15 protein-coding genes are annotated in these 14,961 nt (G+C 52.8%); 10 read left to right on the plus strand and 5 right to left on the minus strand.

What is annotated here, in order from left to right:
• Nucleotide 1 precedes the first annotated feature (1 nt).
• Nucleotides 2-1,135, plus strand: coding sequence for a sodium ion-translocating decarboxylase subunit beta (locus HS100_19410; GenBank protein ID MBE7436093.1), 1,134 nt, complete (start codon nt 2-4; stop codon nt 1,133-1,135).
• Between the two features lie 193 nt (nt 1,136-1,328).
• Here HS100_19410 and HS100_19415 read toward each other — a convergent pair whose 3' ends face one another.
• Nucleotides 1,329-3,494, minus strand: a complete 2,166-nt coding sequence (locus HS100_19415; GenBank protein MBE7436094.1) for an aldehyde:ferredoxin oxidoreductase — start codon at nt 3,492-3,494, stop codon at nt 1,329-1,331.
• 206 nt (nt 3,495-3,700) lie between these two features.
• Here HS100_19415 and HS100_19420 point away from each other — a divergent pair, with 206 nt between their 5' ends.
• From HS100_19420 to HS100_19455, 8 genes are all read left to right on the plus strand, one after another.
• On the plus strand, nt 3,701-4,036 hold the full coding sequence (locus tag HS100_19420) for a sodium ion-translocating decarboxylase subunit beta (protein ID MBE7436095.1): 336 nt from the start codon (nt 3,701-3,703) through the stop codon (nt 4,034-4,036).
• A 2-nt stretch (nt 4,037-4,038) separates the two neighbouring features.
• Complete coding sequence (locus HS100_19425; protein ID MBE7436096.1) at nt 4,039-4,431, plus strand: hypothetical protein; 393 nt, start codon at nt 4,039-4,041, stop codon at nt 4,429-4,431.
• A gap of 144 nt (nt 4,432-4,575) precedes the next feature.
• On the plus strand, nt 4,576-6,672 hold the full coding sequence (locus HS100_19430; protein ID MBE7436097.1) for an acetate--CoA ligase family protein: 2,097 nt from the start codon (nt 4,576-4,578) through the stop codon (nt 6,670-6,672).
• Nucleotides 6,673-6,704: 32 nt separating this feature from the next.
• Complete coding sequence (locus HS100_19435) at nt 6,705-6,920, plus strand: dodecin domain-containing protein (GenBank protein ID MBE7436098.1); 216 nt, start codon at nt 6,705-6,707, stop codon at nt 6,918-6,920.
• Between the two features lie 78 nt (nt 6,921-6,998).
• Nucleotides 6,999-7,526, plus strand: a complete 528-nt coding sequence (locus tag HS100_19440; protein MBE7436099.1) for a hypothetical protein — start codon at nt 6,999-7,001, stop codon at nt 7,524-7,526.
• A complete protein-coding gene (locus tag HS100_19445) occupies nt 7,523-8,344 on the plus strand; it encodes a serine hydrolase (GenBank protein ID MBE7436100.1) in 822 nt (273 codons plus the stop codon). The genes HS100_19440 and HS100_19445 overlap by 4 nt, the downstream gene beginning before the upstream one ends.
• Nucleotides 8,345-8,374: 30 nt before the next feature.
• Complete coding sequence (locus HS100_19450) at nt 8,375-9,172, plus strand: MOSC domain-containing protein (protein MBE7436101.1); 798 nt, start codon at nt 8,375-8,377, stop codon at nt 9,170-9,172.
• Nucleotides 9,172-9,459: a hypothetical protein gene (locus tag HS100_19455; GenBank protein MBE7436102.1), complete on the plus strand. Its 288-nt coding sequence runs from the start codon at nt 9,172-9,174 to the stop codon at nt 9,457-9,459. Before HS100_19450 ends, HS100_19455 begins: the two co-directional genes overlap by 1 nt.
• Before the next feature lie 83 nt (nt 9,460-9,542).
• On the opposite strand, the gene HS100_19460 is transcribed toward HS100_19455, so the two are convergent.
• Nucleotides 9,543-10,553, minus strand: a complete 1,011-nt coding sequence (locus HS100_19460; protein MBE7436103.1) for a D-cysteine desulfhydrase family protein — start codon at nt 10,551-10,553, stop codon at nt 9,543-9,545.
• Between the two features lie 99 nt (nt 10,554-10,652).
• Nucleotides 10,653-12,254, minus strand: coding sequence for a hypothetical protein (locus tag HS100_19465; protein MBE7436104.1), 1,602 nt, complete (start codon nt 12,252-12,254; stop codon nt 10,653-10,655).
• 153 nt (nt 12,255-12,407) lie between these two features.
• Between HS100_19465 and HS100_19470 the strand changes: the two genes are divergently transcribed.
• Nucleotides 12,408-12,680 carry a GlsB/YeaQ/YmgE family stress response membrane protein gene (locus tag HS100_19470; GenBank protein MBE7436105.1) on the plus strand — a complete coding sequence of 91 codons (273 nt, stop codon included), beginning with the start codon at nt 12,408-12,410 and terminating at the stop codon, nt 12,678-12,680.
• A 53-nt stretch (nt 12,681-12,733) separates the two neighbouring features.
• Here the strand turns inward: HS100_19470 and fahA are convergent, their stop codons facing one another.
• The gene (gene fahA / locus HS100_19475; protein ID MBE7436106.1) at nt 12,734-13,957 is read right to left on the minus strand and encodes a fumarylacetoacetase; all 1,224 of its coding nucleotides are present in this window, start codon (nt 13,955-13,957) and stop codon (nt 12,734-12,736) included.
• 43 nt (nt 13,958-14,000) lie between these two features.
• Nucleotides 14,001-14,930 carry a hypothetical protein gene (locus HS100_19480; protein ID MBE7436107.1) on the minus strand — a complete coding sequence of 310 codons (930 nt, stop codon included), beginning with the start codon at nt 14,928-14,930 and terminating at the stop codon, nt 14,001-14,003.
• Nucleotides 14,931-14,961 lie beyond the last annotated feature (31 nt).

The following is a 14,961-nucleotide window of genomic DNA, read 5'->3' on the forward strand; positions in this document are numbered from 1 at the left end:
CATGAACCTAAACGAGCTGCTTCCTGAATTACTGAAGGGCTTATCCAACTTCACCATCGGCAACGGCGTAATGATCCTTGCCGCGCTGATTTTGATCTATCTCGCCGTGTTCAAAGAGATCGAGCCGGTCTTGTTATTGCCCATCGGGTTTGGTTGTTTGCTGGCAAATATCCCATTGGCAGGCATGACCGCCGCCGAAGGCATGACAAAGGTTATTTACGACGCGGGAATCAAAACCGAATTGTTCCCCTTGCTCATCTTCATCGGTGTCGGCGCCATGATCGATTTCTCGCCGCTGCTGGCGCAGCCGCGCATGGTCCTGCTCGGCGCGGCGGGTCAGTTCGGGATCTTCGGCACGCTCATGCTGGCGATCGCATTGGGCTTCCCATTGAATCAAGCCGCATCCATCGGCGTGATCGGCGCAATTGACGGACCGACTTCGATCTTCGTAGCGACCAAACTCGCCCCGGAACTGCTCGCACCGATCGCGGTGGCGGCGTATTCATACATGAGTTTAATTCCCATCATCCAGCCTCCGTTGATGAAATTATTGACGACGAAAAAAGAACGCATGATCCGCATGGAGTATGCGCCCAAGCCCATCTCGAAACGGACATTGATCTTCTTCCCCGTCGTGCTGACCCTGGTGGTAGGTTTGCTCGTACCAGAAGCGACCCCGCTCATCTCGATGCTTATGCTTGGAAATTTATTGAAGGCTTCGGGCGTGGTGGACCGCTTGAGCAATGCGGCGCAGAATGAAATCATCAACATCGCCACGCTGTTTCTGGGCCTGGCAATCGGCTCGACCATGACAGCAGCCGGTTTCCTCAATATCGATACGGGCAAGATCATGCTGCTCGGTCTATTCGCATTCGCGCTCGATACAGTGGCGGGTTTGCTCTTTGGCAAGTTGATGTCGTTTGTAACCGGCGGGAAGATCAACCCGCTCATCGGCGCGGCGGGAATTTCCGCCTTCCCGATGGCGGGCCGTCTCGCGGCAAAAACCGCGAACGACGAAGACTCGGATAATTTCATTTTAATGCATGCAATGGGAGCGAATACGGCAGGCCAGTTGGGGAGTGTCATCGCGGGCGGGATCTTGCTTTCGGTCGTCAGCAAACTATTGGGGATTTGACCAGGAATAAGTTCGCGCATGGAATCAAACATAATTAACCCCGAATTTAATTTGGGACGCGGACGAGCGCAGATTTACGCGGAAAAGGGATTATTAATCCGCGTTTTCAGCGTTTATCAGCGTCCCATTTGTTCTTATAAACGAACTCACCCGCGAAACCTTTATTTCGGGGTGAGTCATGTTTGATTCGTTTCTACTGAATTTTCCTCTTCGCCTGCTCAACCACCTCGACAACTTCGGGAAGGTCCATGTTCAGTTCGCGAAGTTTTTCCACGGTGGGAATGCTGTTCTTATCCCAGCCACGGCGTTCGTAGACGGCGTCCATCAGCAATTCATACTGCGCTTCACGATATTTGCGGAGGTGCGCCATTTTCTCCTCCGTGGACAGTTCCGCCGGGTCAATACCGATGAGTTTCTTCAATTGATCATCGTAGCGCTCCCGTCGCGATTCGAATTCAAGTTTGGTCACAGGTCCCATCGCGCGGTAAGGCGGAAAATCATGCCTGCGTCCGACGCGTCCCATGCGCAGGGCGAATACTTTTTGAAAGTTATACACTCGCTCCGATTGCGCCAGCAAATCTTCGGCCCTGGTCGGCTTGCCGGTCACACCCTGATGAATCCACGTGTAGTTTTCGACGTGCTCCTGCACTTTGGCGGGTTCCTTGGTTTCCTTATTATTCGCGGGCGAAATATCGTTCCACGGGAGTTTGCACAGTCCATGCAGGCTGAACCACGTCCGCCACATCGGGAAGTAGTGCAACGCTTCGGCTTTGTCCTGAAAACCGGGCAGGAGGTTATGAACCTGATCCATGAAGATCAGCCAGGCTTCATCGTGCTGGGGACCTTTGGTCGCCAGTCCGTAGCCGCCCTGCTGGGCAAGCGATTCCTTGGTCATATACTCGGAAATCTCCATGCCCTTGATCTCCATGCCAATGTCGTGCATGAAGACCGGGTCGCCGCCGAATTCGCGCGCAAAATATTCCTTCATGTAGCGCACGCCCTGGCCGACGATCACGCCAAAGCCTTCGCCGCGCGCCATTTGGTGAAGTAATTCAAGCGCCGCCGCTGCGTTGCCGAAGTTCAACTCCAAGCCGCCGGTGCGCTCCTTGTTCAAAATCCCTTCCTCGTAACATTCCATTGCGAAGGCGATGCAGTTCGCCACCGAGATCGTGTCGATGCCGTAGGTGTCGCAGTAGAAGTTGAGTTCGAGGACCTTCTGCGCGTCAAAGTTTCCAATGTTCGAACCGAGTCCTGCGGCGTTCTCGTATTCAGGACCATCCACCAGAACGCAGGTGCCGGCATAGGGTCCGGTTTGAATCGGGAAGTGATCAACGCCGTGCGAGCAGGACATGGTACATCCCAGCCAGCATCCATCCGGCAGGCCTTGGGTGAATTTTTCCTTCCAGACTTTGGAATCGATCTTGTGCGTGTCAGGATGCGAGCCGAAGCGGAAGTTGTGCGTCGGCAGAAGGTCGAAGTGATCCATTACATCCACAATGTTGGCAGTACCGATCTTCCGCATCTGATTCTGCGAATCGTCCAGTTCTGTGATCTCTTTATTGATACGCTGCCCTGCCTGGCGGATAAGCGCCATATCTGCCACGCCGTTCTTGTCGCCACTCATATCGCTAAAGCGGCAAACGATGGCGGCAATCTTCTTGTCGCGGAAAACGCGCCCCGCGCCGCCGCGTCCCGCCTGTTTGATGCGCGCCTCCTTCCGGCGGACGTCGTACCAGGTGGAGTTGATCGCGGCAATGCGCGTGTGCTCCGCGGCTTGACCCGAGGATAAAACCGAAACGCCGCGTTTGCCCTTTTCGTCGCCGCCATACTTCGCGGTGAGGATGTTACCGATCAGATGCGAATCTTCCGCTTCGAATGAGTACGGCTCGATCGTGACCCGGCCATTATCGCCGTCGATGAAGATGATCACATCCCGAGCCGCTTTGCCCTGAATTTCAAGCGCGTCGAAGCCAGAGAATTTGAGGAACGGCGCAAAATACCCGCCCACATTGCTGTCAATCACGTTCCCTGTCAGCGGACTAAGCGTAACCACCGTTGATTTGCCTGTGCCGGGATACGCGGTGATCCCACAAATCGGTCCGTTTGCAATCACCAGTTCATTCCGCGGGTCGTCCCAGGTGGTTTCAGGTGTAACGGCATCCCACAGCAGCTTGAGCGCAAATCCGCGCCCGCCTGTGAACAGGTCTTTCATTTGCTGCGTGACCGGTTTTTCAGAAATCAGGTTGTTTTCCAAATTGATGTAGAGCGTTCGGTTGGCGTACCCGCGTTCGACGGCACGCAGTTCATACGAATATTCCCCCAAGAGAGTCGATTCTGCTGGTTGTGCAGACAGTGTCATATGCAATTCTCCTTTTTGTGTAACGGCGCGGAAAAAAATGCCGTTTTTATTATGACAGAGAAGGCAACCAACGCATACTGATTATCTTCCCGTTTTGAGAGTGTCAGGAAGAACCTTGTTTTGAAGTCGTGCGAAGGATAATCACACGAAGCTCGCCGGAATTTATTGCTCCGATCTCGATGGCGGTGTATTTGCACATGAGATTTGTGCCCGTTCAAGCAGCCGCCGCCGTGGCTGGTCCGCTTTTTGACAGGATGAAGTCTTTTCTAACCGGCGGGGATATCAATCCTTTCATTGGCGCGGTGGGAATTTCCGCCTTCCCGATGGCGGGCGGACTCGACGGCAGGTCCGCGAACGATGAAGACTCGAACAATAATATCTTGATGCCCGCGATGGGAGCGACCACAGCGGGTCAACGGGACAGGGTGCCGCAGGAGGGATTCTCCCCTCATTCGAGAGCAAGATACCTGGCTTGGGAACGCGTTATTGAAACCGCCGTCCCATCTTGCTATAATGATTTCGAAGAAATTGGTGTCGGATGAACATGTCCCTTTGGAAGAAAAACGGTGTGTTCTACACAATCACCGGCATTGTGATCGCGCTGGCGGCATCCTTGGTACTGGATGGGTCCAATGGATTGGGACTTTCGGAGCTATTCACAGGTATTGCCCTGCTATTGGCGGTTGGAGCCTTCCTATACCTCATGAACATGCAGGATGTATCCGAGAGGGAGGTTAATCGCAAAGTCCAGGCGGAATATCCGCCTGAAAAACAACCGCAGGTCTTCGAAGTCTATCGCCGTTTGAAAAGCAGGGAACTGGATGGGCTTTTTCTCAAAATTCTCGATGACGCAAAAGGCGACGTTGGAAAAGTGACAAGCCTCGCCAATCTTGCCGAGAATGTGGGGTGGAAGGCTTTTATCGAAAACAAATGGTGATCAAGGTTCTGGTGAATAATTAACCCGAGACGATTTATAAACGAACCGGCAGCGGTTCGCGCAATGTCGATATCGGACTTGACAAGGGATTAATTGCGGCATTTCTGAACTCAAAATAAGCCATTATTGTGGTTTAATCCTCGAATGGACTCTCCCCTTCTGCCCTTCTTTCAACCCAGAGGCGTCGTTGTCATCGGTGCGTCCACATCGCCTGAGAAACTCGGCTACGGCGTGACGCGCAACCTCATCCAAGGCGGTTACAAGGGCGCAATCCATCTCCTCGCGCAAAAGAGCGGAGAGGTTTTCGGGAGGAAGATCCATGCCAGCCTTCAGGATATCCCAGATCCCGTTGACCTTGCAATTCTCATTGTCCCCACACAAGCCACACCTCAAGTCATCGAAGATTGCGGCAGGCGCGGCATCCATGCCGCCGTCATCGTCTCGGCGGGCTTTCGTGAAGTTGGCGAAGAAGGCGCAAAGCTCGAACGACAATGTGTGGAAGTTGCACAGAAACACGATGTGCGATTACTCGGTCCAAATTGCATCGGCACCATCGATACACACTATCCCCTCGATACGACATTCCTGCAACCTCCCATGCCCGAACAAGGCGGTATCGGTTTCATTTCTCATTCAGGCGCATTCGCTGCCGCCATCGTGGATTGGGCGCGCGGTCAGGGTTTCGGCTTCTCGCGCATCGTCAGCCTCGGCAATCAGGCGGATGTGAACGAAACCGATATGCTGACCATGCTCGCCGACGATCCGCATACTCATGTGATCGTGATGTACATGGAAAGCGTTTCAAATGGAAAACGATTCGTCCAGGCTGCGGGTGAAGTCGCGAAGCGGAAACCGGTCATTGCGTTGAAGGTCGGTCGCTTCGAGGCGGGACAAAAAGCGGCCGCCTCGCACACTGGAGCCTTAGCCGCATCGGATACCGCCTTCGATGCTGCTTTCGAAAAGGCAGGCATCCTACGCGCCGAGACCGCCGAGCAGATGTTCGACTGGGCGCGGGCACTCGAGAGATATCCGGGTGGTATTTCCACCGCAGGGAACGATCACAGCGCATACTCGGACACTTTAAGCAGGATTGCGATATTGACCAATGCAGGCGGACCGGGTGTGATCGCCGCCGATTCTCTCGAGAATAACAACATGGTCCTTGCCCGTTTGAGCGATGACACGCTGAAAGTTTTATCCGCCACTCTCCCACCCGCTGCAAATATAAACAACCCGGTCGATATGCTTGCCTCGGCATCCCCGGATCAATACGCCGAATGTTTGAAGATTCTCCTGCAGGATAAAAACGTGGACGCGGTGATGGTCATTCTCCCGCCTCCACCGATGTTCAAAGCGGACGAAGTAGCGAAAGCAGTCAATGCGGTGATCGGAAAATCCGATAAACCCGTCGTGATCGCCCTGATGGGCTCGAGGCTGGTCGAAAAGGCGGTCGAATCATTTACTCGGTCAAATGTTGTCACATTCCCATTTCCGGAACGTGCTGCATCCGCGTTGGCGGCATTGGTGAAACGCACAAAGGGAGCACAAAACCTACCGAACCTGCAAGCGGAGGTAAAACCCAAAATAGGCACGTCCTGGACTCCAAACGAGTTGATGACCGCCTATGGCATCCCCTCCGCGCCGATCAAACTTGCCAGGACTGAAGACGAAGCCGTCGAAATCGCAAATGAACTTGGATATCCGGTCGTGATGAAGATCGCTTCGCCGGATATTCTGCACAAATCCGATGTCGGCGGCGTGGTGCTGAACATCAAGGATGCAGCATCGCTCCAAACCGCTTTTACGAAGATGTTGACACAGATTCGATCCCGCGTACCTCCGCCGAAGGTCGACGGCGTTCACCTCCAATCGCATATCGCTGAAGGGCAGGAGGTCATTGTCGGGATGATGCGCGACGAACAATTCGGTCCATTGATGATGTTTGGTTCGGGCGGGGTCGAGGTGGAAGGGCTCAAGGATGTAGCCTTCTGTCTGGGTCCGCTGGACCAATCCGAGGCGGAGGACATGATGCGTAAAACATGGGCTGGGAGGAAGTTAAAGGGTTTTCGTAGCATCCCGCCGGTGGATGAGGGATCGGTCAGGGATGTCTTGATCAACCTCTCGCGCCTCGCTGCCGAACATGAAGAGATCGAAGAGATCGAGATCAATCCCCTGCGCGTGCTTTCCAAGGGGGCGGTAGCTCTTGACATTAGGATCAAACGGATTGAATTAAAGCCCTAAATATCGTATAGTGTTCTTGAAAGGAGCGAACCATGGCAGAAAGTGTTTACAAAGTGATCGAACTGGTCGGCACCAGCACGGAGTCGTGGGAGAAAGCCGCTGCTGCGGCCGTGGAACGCGCGGCGCAATCCCTGCGCGACCTGCGCGTTGCCGAAGTCGTCGAAATGGATTTGGTTATCGAAGAAGGTAAAGTAACCACGTATCGCACAAAATTAAAACTCTCATTTAAATACGAGAGCGGCGAATAATCCTCGCAAGAAAAGGCGGTTGTACAGGAATTGAATCCCTTCGCAGGAAGGGATATTGCAGGTTTTGGATATTATCGAATGAAGGTTGATTACAGACAGGACCAGGATCCCGAATTGATGAATCTCGCAAGAGCGCGTTTTTCAGACGAGATCAGGCAGCTGCGAGCGGTTGGATTTACAGATTTCTGCTGTTATACCGAACTCCTGCCAAAATACAGCGCGATCACTCATCTGCCCATTTTCATCCTCGCAAAGCTCAACCGCGAGATCATCCGGGTGGAATCGCCGCTGCGGCTCGCGATGAGCCAGCCGATCCTTGCGCATCGCGAACGGGGCGCATACGCGCTGGTTTTTGGGATGGGAATAAAGTTCTATACGCTTTTTACGGACGGCACAGGGTTGATCAGCGCGAACTTTCCCTCGCAGCCCATTCAGGACATGACGCTAAAAATCTACAAAACCGCCGAGCCGCGCAGCATCGCGGATTGCTGGCAGGCTCACAACGTTGAAGTTGCGGGTTTTCAAAAGATGGGCAGAGAAGTCGATAATCTCATTCGCTTCGAAAGTTATTTATCCATTTCCCGGCGGGAGGAAACAACAGCATGATGCAATTGGAAAAATTCATCGACCGATTCGAGGGCAGGACCATCAGCGTGGCTGCACACGACCTGGAAACGGGAGGGGAAATCCTCGTCAACGCAGATTTAAAGATGCATCCCGCCAGCACAATGAAGGTGCCGGTGATGATGGAGGTGTTCCGGCAGGCGGAGGCGGGTTTGCTTTCATTCGATGAACGGCTGTCGGTCTACAACTCGTTCAAAAGCATCGTGGATGGAAGCGAATTCGCGCTCGAAGAAGCCGACGACTCGGATAAAACGCTGTACATGCGGATCGGCGAAACCGAGACCATCCGCGAGCTGAACAGATTGATGATCGTGCGCTCCTCGAATCTTGCCACGAATCTATTGATGGAGCGGGTCGGGGTGGCTCGAGTGAATGCGTTCATAAGCGAACTTGGAATTAAGGACATGTCGGTCATCCGCGGATTGGAGGATAAAAAGGCGTATCGCCTCGACATTAACAATTCCGCCAGTGCGCGCAGTTCCACTCACATGATGCGACTGATCGCGGACGGCAGGGTCGTTTCCAAGCAGGCGAGCGATGAGATGATCCAGGTGATGCTCGGTCAGGAGTTCAACGAAAGCATTCCAGCCCTGCTTCCCGCCGAAGCGAAGGTGGCGCATAAAACCGGGTGGACAGGTGAGTACTACCACGATACCGGCATTGTTTTCCCGCCGGGACGCAAGCCATATGCGATCTCCCTTTTCACGCAGGGTTTCCCCGAGAACGACGAGACTCAGGCGCACGATTGCATGGCGCAAATTTCGAAAATGATATACTCTGCCATGACAACCGGGCAATGATCTCGACTTCGTGATTCCCAAAGGAATTCCATGATCTCTGTTTCAAACCTCACCTATTTCCCCATCAAAGCCTGCAAAGGCTTTGATGTTACATCGACATATATCGAACGGATGGGGCTGGAAAACGACCGCCGCATGATGGTCGTCACACCGGATGGCAGGTTCCTGACCCAGCGGGAATATCCGCGCCTGGCGCTGGTCACGCCCACGCTGCAGAACGAGGCGGTGGTTTTGTCCGCACCGGATTTCGATTCGATCCAAATCCATATTCAAAGTTCGGGAACACCCATCCCGGTCGAAATTTGGTCAAGCAAAGGTGTGGATGCCATCGATCAGGGCGATGACGCCGCCGGATGGCTATCGGATTGGCTAAACATTTCGGTACGGCTTGTGCGCATCACGGACGGCTTCAAGCGCAAATTGAATCCGGCCTATGCCGTCAACAGCGACGATCACACCGGATTTGCAGACGGATACCCGATCCTGATCATTTCTGAAGAATCGCTTCAAGACTTAAACTCGCGGTTGGATTCCGCAGTCCCGATGAATCGATTCCGCCCGAACCTGGTGGTAAAGGGATGTGAACCGTTTGCAGAAGATGCCTGGAAGCGCATCCGAATCGGCGACGTGGAGATGGCGCTGGTCAAGCCTTGTCCGCGCTGCGTTGTGACAACGATCGACAAGGAAACGCTGGCGAAAAGCAAGGAACCGCTCAAAACGCTGGAAAAATTCCGCAGGCACGAACTCGGCGCGATTTTTGGAATGAACACCATCCCGCTGAACGAAGGGAAGGTCGAAGTTGGTATGGAAGTGGAGGTGATCGGGTAATGGAGCTGTTTATCGACATCCTCGGTTGGATCGGTTCCGGTCTTTATCTTCTAGCATTTGGCTTGAACTCAGCCAGAAAGGTTAAAAGCGACTCTCTGACGTATCAGGGCATGAACATTTTTGCAGGTATCATCATGACGTATTACACATTCAGCCACGGCGCATATTCGGCGACGGCGTTGAATACTGTTTGGGCATTAATCGGGGTGGCGACGTTGATAAACAAAAGATATGGTGGTCGATTCGTTTCGAAAAACAACGAGGAACGGATCGATACCACCAATTGAAGGCAAAGATCAAAAGATGATCATTACTTGTTGGCTTCTAAACAAGTGGGACAAACACTCACCCTGCCCAACCCATGGAGAATTCATAAAATCGAATTCGAATATTTATCCGCAAACAGCGCCGGTTGACCGCCCGTGTGCCAGAAAAGAATCGACTCGTCCTTCCTGAAAAACCCTTTGCGAATGAGGTCGATCATCCCGGCGGCGGCGCGCCCGGTGTAGACGGGGTCGAGCAGTAAACCTTCGTGGCGGGCGAATAGATTGATGGCTTCCCTTTCTCCTTCACCAAAAACTCCATAACCCGCCTGGCAATAATGATCATTCGCAAGGACGTCATCACGGGTGAAGTTGATACGCTCTCCAAGTTTCTCACCGGCTTGTGAAGCCAACGCAGAGACATAATTTTTCAAGTCATCTTCGGTCTCATCGATGCTTATTCCCAATACTTTCCCCTTGAACCCAAAGACTCTTTGACCCAGCACCAACCCGGCATGTGTCCCGCCGGAGGATGTGCCGAAGACGATCCAGTCAAAGCCACGCTCCAGATCCCGGAGGATTTCAAAACCTCCGAGGTCACCATTTAATTGTTTCATCAACTCTTCCATTGCAAATGCGTAGCCCAAGGCACCGGTCGGGCTGGAGCCGCCATACGGGACAAGATAAGGCTTCCTCCCCGCCACAACCGCGTCATCATAGGTTTTGCCTAAAATCTGGTCGCGGAAGGCGCGGTCTTCGACGGTGATGATTTCCGCGCCAAAAAGCTGATCGAGCAGGAGATTGGCGGAGGCTTGTTCCGGCCTTACACCTGTCAGCACAAGTTTACATTCGAAACCGTACCTGGCTGCAGCTGCCGCGGTCTGACGGCAGTGATTGGATTGCATCGCCCCGCCGGATATGAGGGTGTACGCGCCTTGTTCGCAGGCTTCCGCCACGAGAAATTCCAATTTGCGGGTTTTGTTCCCCCCAAATGCGAGTCCTGTCTGGTCGTCGCGTTTGACAAAGATGCGCGGTCCATCAAGAACGGTGGAAAGATTTACCAATTCTTCAATCGGCGTTGGGAGGTGGGCAAATTTCAACCGGGCGATTTTTTCCATGACACTACTCCTACGATGATTCATCTACAAAGGCAAAACTTTCATTCAACCCGATTTTACAGTAATAATCTCGCAGGCTCAGCATAAATAACAGGAATATCAAGGGGCGGGCTGGGTGTCGCGTCGATAATTCTCCAGTAACTCATCATAATACCCGGTATTGAAACGAACGATCTCCTGAAACCGTCCCGGAGCGGACAGGCTGCCATGGATCAAGATCGAGAGTTTCTCGTAATAAAGTTGAAGGTCCGGGTGTTGAATCAAGTTAGCTGCAAAACCCGACCGGATCGTTTCAAAATAACCGGCGGGCATCTTGCGTTCATAATGTCCAATGGCTCCCGGTGAATCAACCGGCAAATGCGCCCGAAGCGGATCCGCCAGGGCGTGGGTATCGATGATATAGATGTCGGGTCCCGCATAGTAACCAAACATGCCGATCGTGTTCATCTGCACGGGGGAGATTTTTACCTGACCGGCTTCCAATCCCTTGGTTGCGAGGTCATGCCGCCCCCCGTGTTTGACGTAGTTGATCCAGCCATTGGCATCGAAATAATAAAAGCGTTCACTGACGATGTCGTATTGATCCGAATAAAGCCCGGGCTGGCCTGAATGGGTCGACATCGGCGGCCGTTCTGCAGAGAGACCCGTCAAAATCAACATCAGGAAAAGGAGTTGAAGAACCCGGGGCGGGATCTCTCCGAAAAGATTACGTGCGTTGAAGGTCAGCAACAGCGTCAGCCCAATCTGGAAGATGGCAGAGAAATACCTTCCGGACATGAAGTCACCGCCGATCCATAGCACATAAGCGATATATAAGACGCAACTAACGGCCAGGCAGATGCGTTTTGAATCACGCTGAAAGAAGGCCGACAACACCCCAAACAGAACCGTTCCCAGAGTCAACGGATCCCAATGAAAGGAATTCTCGATGTATGCAATCCCCTGTTTCAACAATAGGTCCGAGGGCAGATGCGTAGCCGCCTTGGCATAATAAGTGTTCGGGAAGGGAAACCCATAATAAAAGAGTGCAAATAATTCCCAGACGACGAAGGGCAGGAAACCCACCAGAAACAGGATGACGGAGCGTCCGAACTGATGCCTGCGAGCAAACAGGAGCTGGATCAAAGCCGGGAGGAAGAGCAGGATCGTGTCCATGCGGTTTAAAACCCCCAAACCTGCCAGAAGGGATAATTGGAAAAACCGTTTCGATGTCAGCGGTTCGGGCCGAAAATAAATCACGAGAAAGCCCGCCAAAAGCAAATGCGTCAGCGGATTTTCCAGCCCGGACGACGAATAATCGACAAACGCGGACGAACTTCCGATCAGAATCACAGCAAGAGCGAGTTGAATCAAACCGGGAGTGAACGTGCGGAGAAATATCCAAAGTGTCCAAACGGAAAGGACCAGGGAAGGGATGTAAAATACATACAACGGATCAGCGACAAACATGCCGACCGGGATCAACAGGATCAACCATAAAGGATGGGTAAAAGCCTGTACCCGTTCCCCCACATTCCAGACCAGCCCGTACCCATGCAGAAAATTATCGACGGTCCTCAGCGTAATAAAGGCATCGTCGGAAACCCACAAATTTCTTATCAGAATGAAGACAAGCAGGGAGAGCCCGAGATAGCGCAACGTCGATACGCGATTCTTGATTTTTACTTTTAACTCCATTGGGTTTTGCCGATCTTCGGACATTGCCTCGTTTTTATCATTCCATTCTATCGATGCCGGGCAAATTATACCCAAGGGTATCGATGCTTGACCTCGCCCACCGAGTTCCAGAATATTCAGATCAGCAAGTCGATCGGCGGTATAATCGCAAAAATCCTATTTTACGGAGGCAGAATTATGGACTTCTTCTCGATCATCGTTTGGATTGCCTTTGGCGCGCTGGCAGGCTGGATCGCGAGCCTTATCATGAGGACCGACCGCCAGATGGGTGCGCTCGCCAACATCGTCGTCGGCATCGCAGGCGCATTCATCGGCGGTTTCATCATGAATTTTTTCGGGAAGGCTGGCGTGACCGGATTCAATTTTTACAGTTTCCTCGTGGCAGTCGGCGGCGCAGTAGTCCTGATCTGGCTGGTCAATTTGATCCGCGGCGGGCGCAGACGCAGATAGATCGCAGACAATAATGGTGAAAGCAAAATCCCAGTCCATCACGGCTGGGGTTTTTATTGGAGGGTTGGGAGGATCTTCGCCGTCACTTCGCCAAATCCGATTCGGTAACCGTTTCCCTGACAATATCCCTTAATTGTCACCGTATCCCCATCCTGTAAAAATGTCCGTGTTTCGCCGCCCGGCAATTGGATCGGTCTTTCGCCTCGCCAGGTCAGTTCGAGCATCGAACCCAAACTATCTTCCGTTGGTCCGCTGATGGTCCCCGTGCCGCACAAATCGCCGGGACGCATGTTGCAGCCGGTAACGGTGTGGTGAGCCAGCATCTGCCCGATGCTCCAATATAAATGTTTCATATTCGAGCGGCTGATGGTTTGCGGAGCATCCATCCGTGCGGATTGCAGAGTCACTTCGAGCGCAATATCGAATCCGGATACAGAGTCCGCTCTGAGGTAAGGGAGAGGCGCGGGATCCTGTTCAGGTCCGCGCACGCGAAATGGTTCCAACGCATCCATCGTCACCACCCAGGGAGAAATGGACGTCGCAAAATTTTTTGCAAGGAATGGCCCCAGCGGTTGGTATTCCCATGCCTGAATATCGCGTGCGCTCCAATCGTTGAGCAGGACCATTCCGAAAATTTGCTCATCCGCCTTATCGATCGAAATCGGTTTTCCCAATTCATTGCCCGTCCCGACAAAAAATCCCACCTCCAATTCAAAATCCAACTGGCGCGTTGCAGCAAATTCCGGCGACGAATCACTGCCCTTCATCTGTCCGCGTGGACGAATCACATCCGTGCCGGAGAGAATCACCGAACTTGCGCGTCCATGATAGCCAACCGGAAGATGAATCCAGTTGGGCATGAGCGCATTTTCCTTGCCGCGAAACATGACGCCCACATTCGTGGCATGCTCGCGCGACGCATAGAAGTCGGTGTAATCGCCGATATTCACAGGAAGATGCATATGGACCTGATCGATGGGAATCACCGCCTCCTTCTTAAAGGACGCCTGCTCCTCGCCAAGAATCCTGACCAAACGCTGACGCATTTCCCGCCATATCTCCCGTCCCGATGCCATGAATCGATTCAAGGACGAGTCGGCAAAGAAGCCGTGTCTTTTTCCGAGTAAGTTTTCTTCGTCGAGCACGGAGAGGTCAATGACAAAATCGCCAAGCCTTGTGCCAACCCGTGGACGCGGATTCGCATTCGTGGAAAAAACCCCAAACGGCAGGTTTTGAATCGGAAAATCGGTGTCGGGGTGGATATCGATAAAGGGCATAAATCATCCTGTTGATAAATATATTTTCCGCGCGTCGATGCGATTACATGAGATCAAGATTTCTCAGGTCTTCCCGTGGCTCGTCAAAACTGCAACTCCCAAATGAAGTCACAACCCCTCTGGCACTGACGATTTCAGATACCGATGCGCGCAGACCCTTCCATTCGAATCCGTTTTCATCAAAAACAAAATTCGACGGGTCTTCGTCCTCAAGGATTTCCCGGACTTGAGTTGGGGGTATTCCAACTGCCATAGACAAAATTCCGGCGCTAAACACATTAAGAAAACCGTGCATCTTTGTTCGGACGCTCTCGTTATAATGCCGCAGCGGATGATGCAGTCCTGCCGTGCATTTCATCGGGACGCCTGCTTCCCGGACTTCCGTGATCGCCCAAGCCACCTGCGCCGGGGAAGGGAAGGCCTCCGCAGCCACGCCGCCGGTGCGGAGTTTGAATCCAATATGCTTATCCCTCACTTTTCGCAACGCGCGAATCAATTTTTCTGCGCGCTCATACCAGCCTTCGCCAAAAGGCGCTTCGAAAAAGACGGTGATCCCGTTTCTGTTCAACGCGTCGGTGGAACGTGTGACGGCATCATTGGCGGCGAATTTATCCGCCAGCGTTGATGCAGGCAGACTCACTTCGAAGGTATCAACATTTGCCCTCAAACCGCGCGCTTCACGAAAGGAAAGGATGTCGTCAATATCGAGGTTCACATTTCCAAGGAATTCATCCAGGTCCCTGCCGCCGCGCCCCAGGGCGGTAAAGGACAGGTTTGAATCGAAGCCTTGCAACTCAAAAAGCCGTTTTGCCTGGACGACGAAGCGTGAAAGCATCCAGGCATCCGGGCTTGACTGATAATAAATAAAATTATTGAACGCTTCTCCCAGCGGCAAATTTGCGGGCGGGTACGTCCCCGCATAGTCGATGATATGTGACAAGAACGCCTTGAAGGATGAACTCTGCGGATTCATACCCGCAATTATAGCCGGAAAAAAATGGGTA

The organism is Anaerolineales bacterium (genome assembly GCA_015075725.1).
Classification (GTDB): Bacteria; Chloroflexota; Anaerolineae; order Anaerolineales; family Villigracilaceae; genus Villigracilis.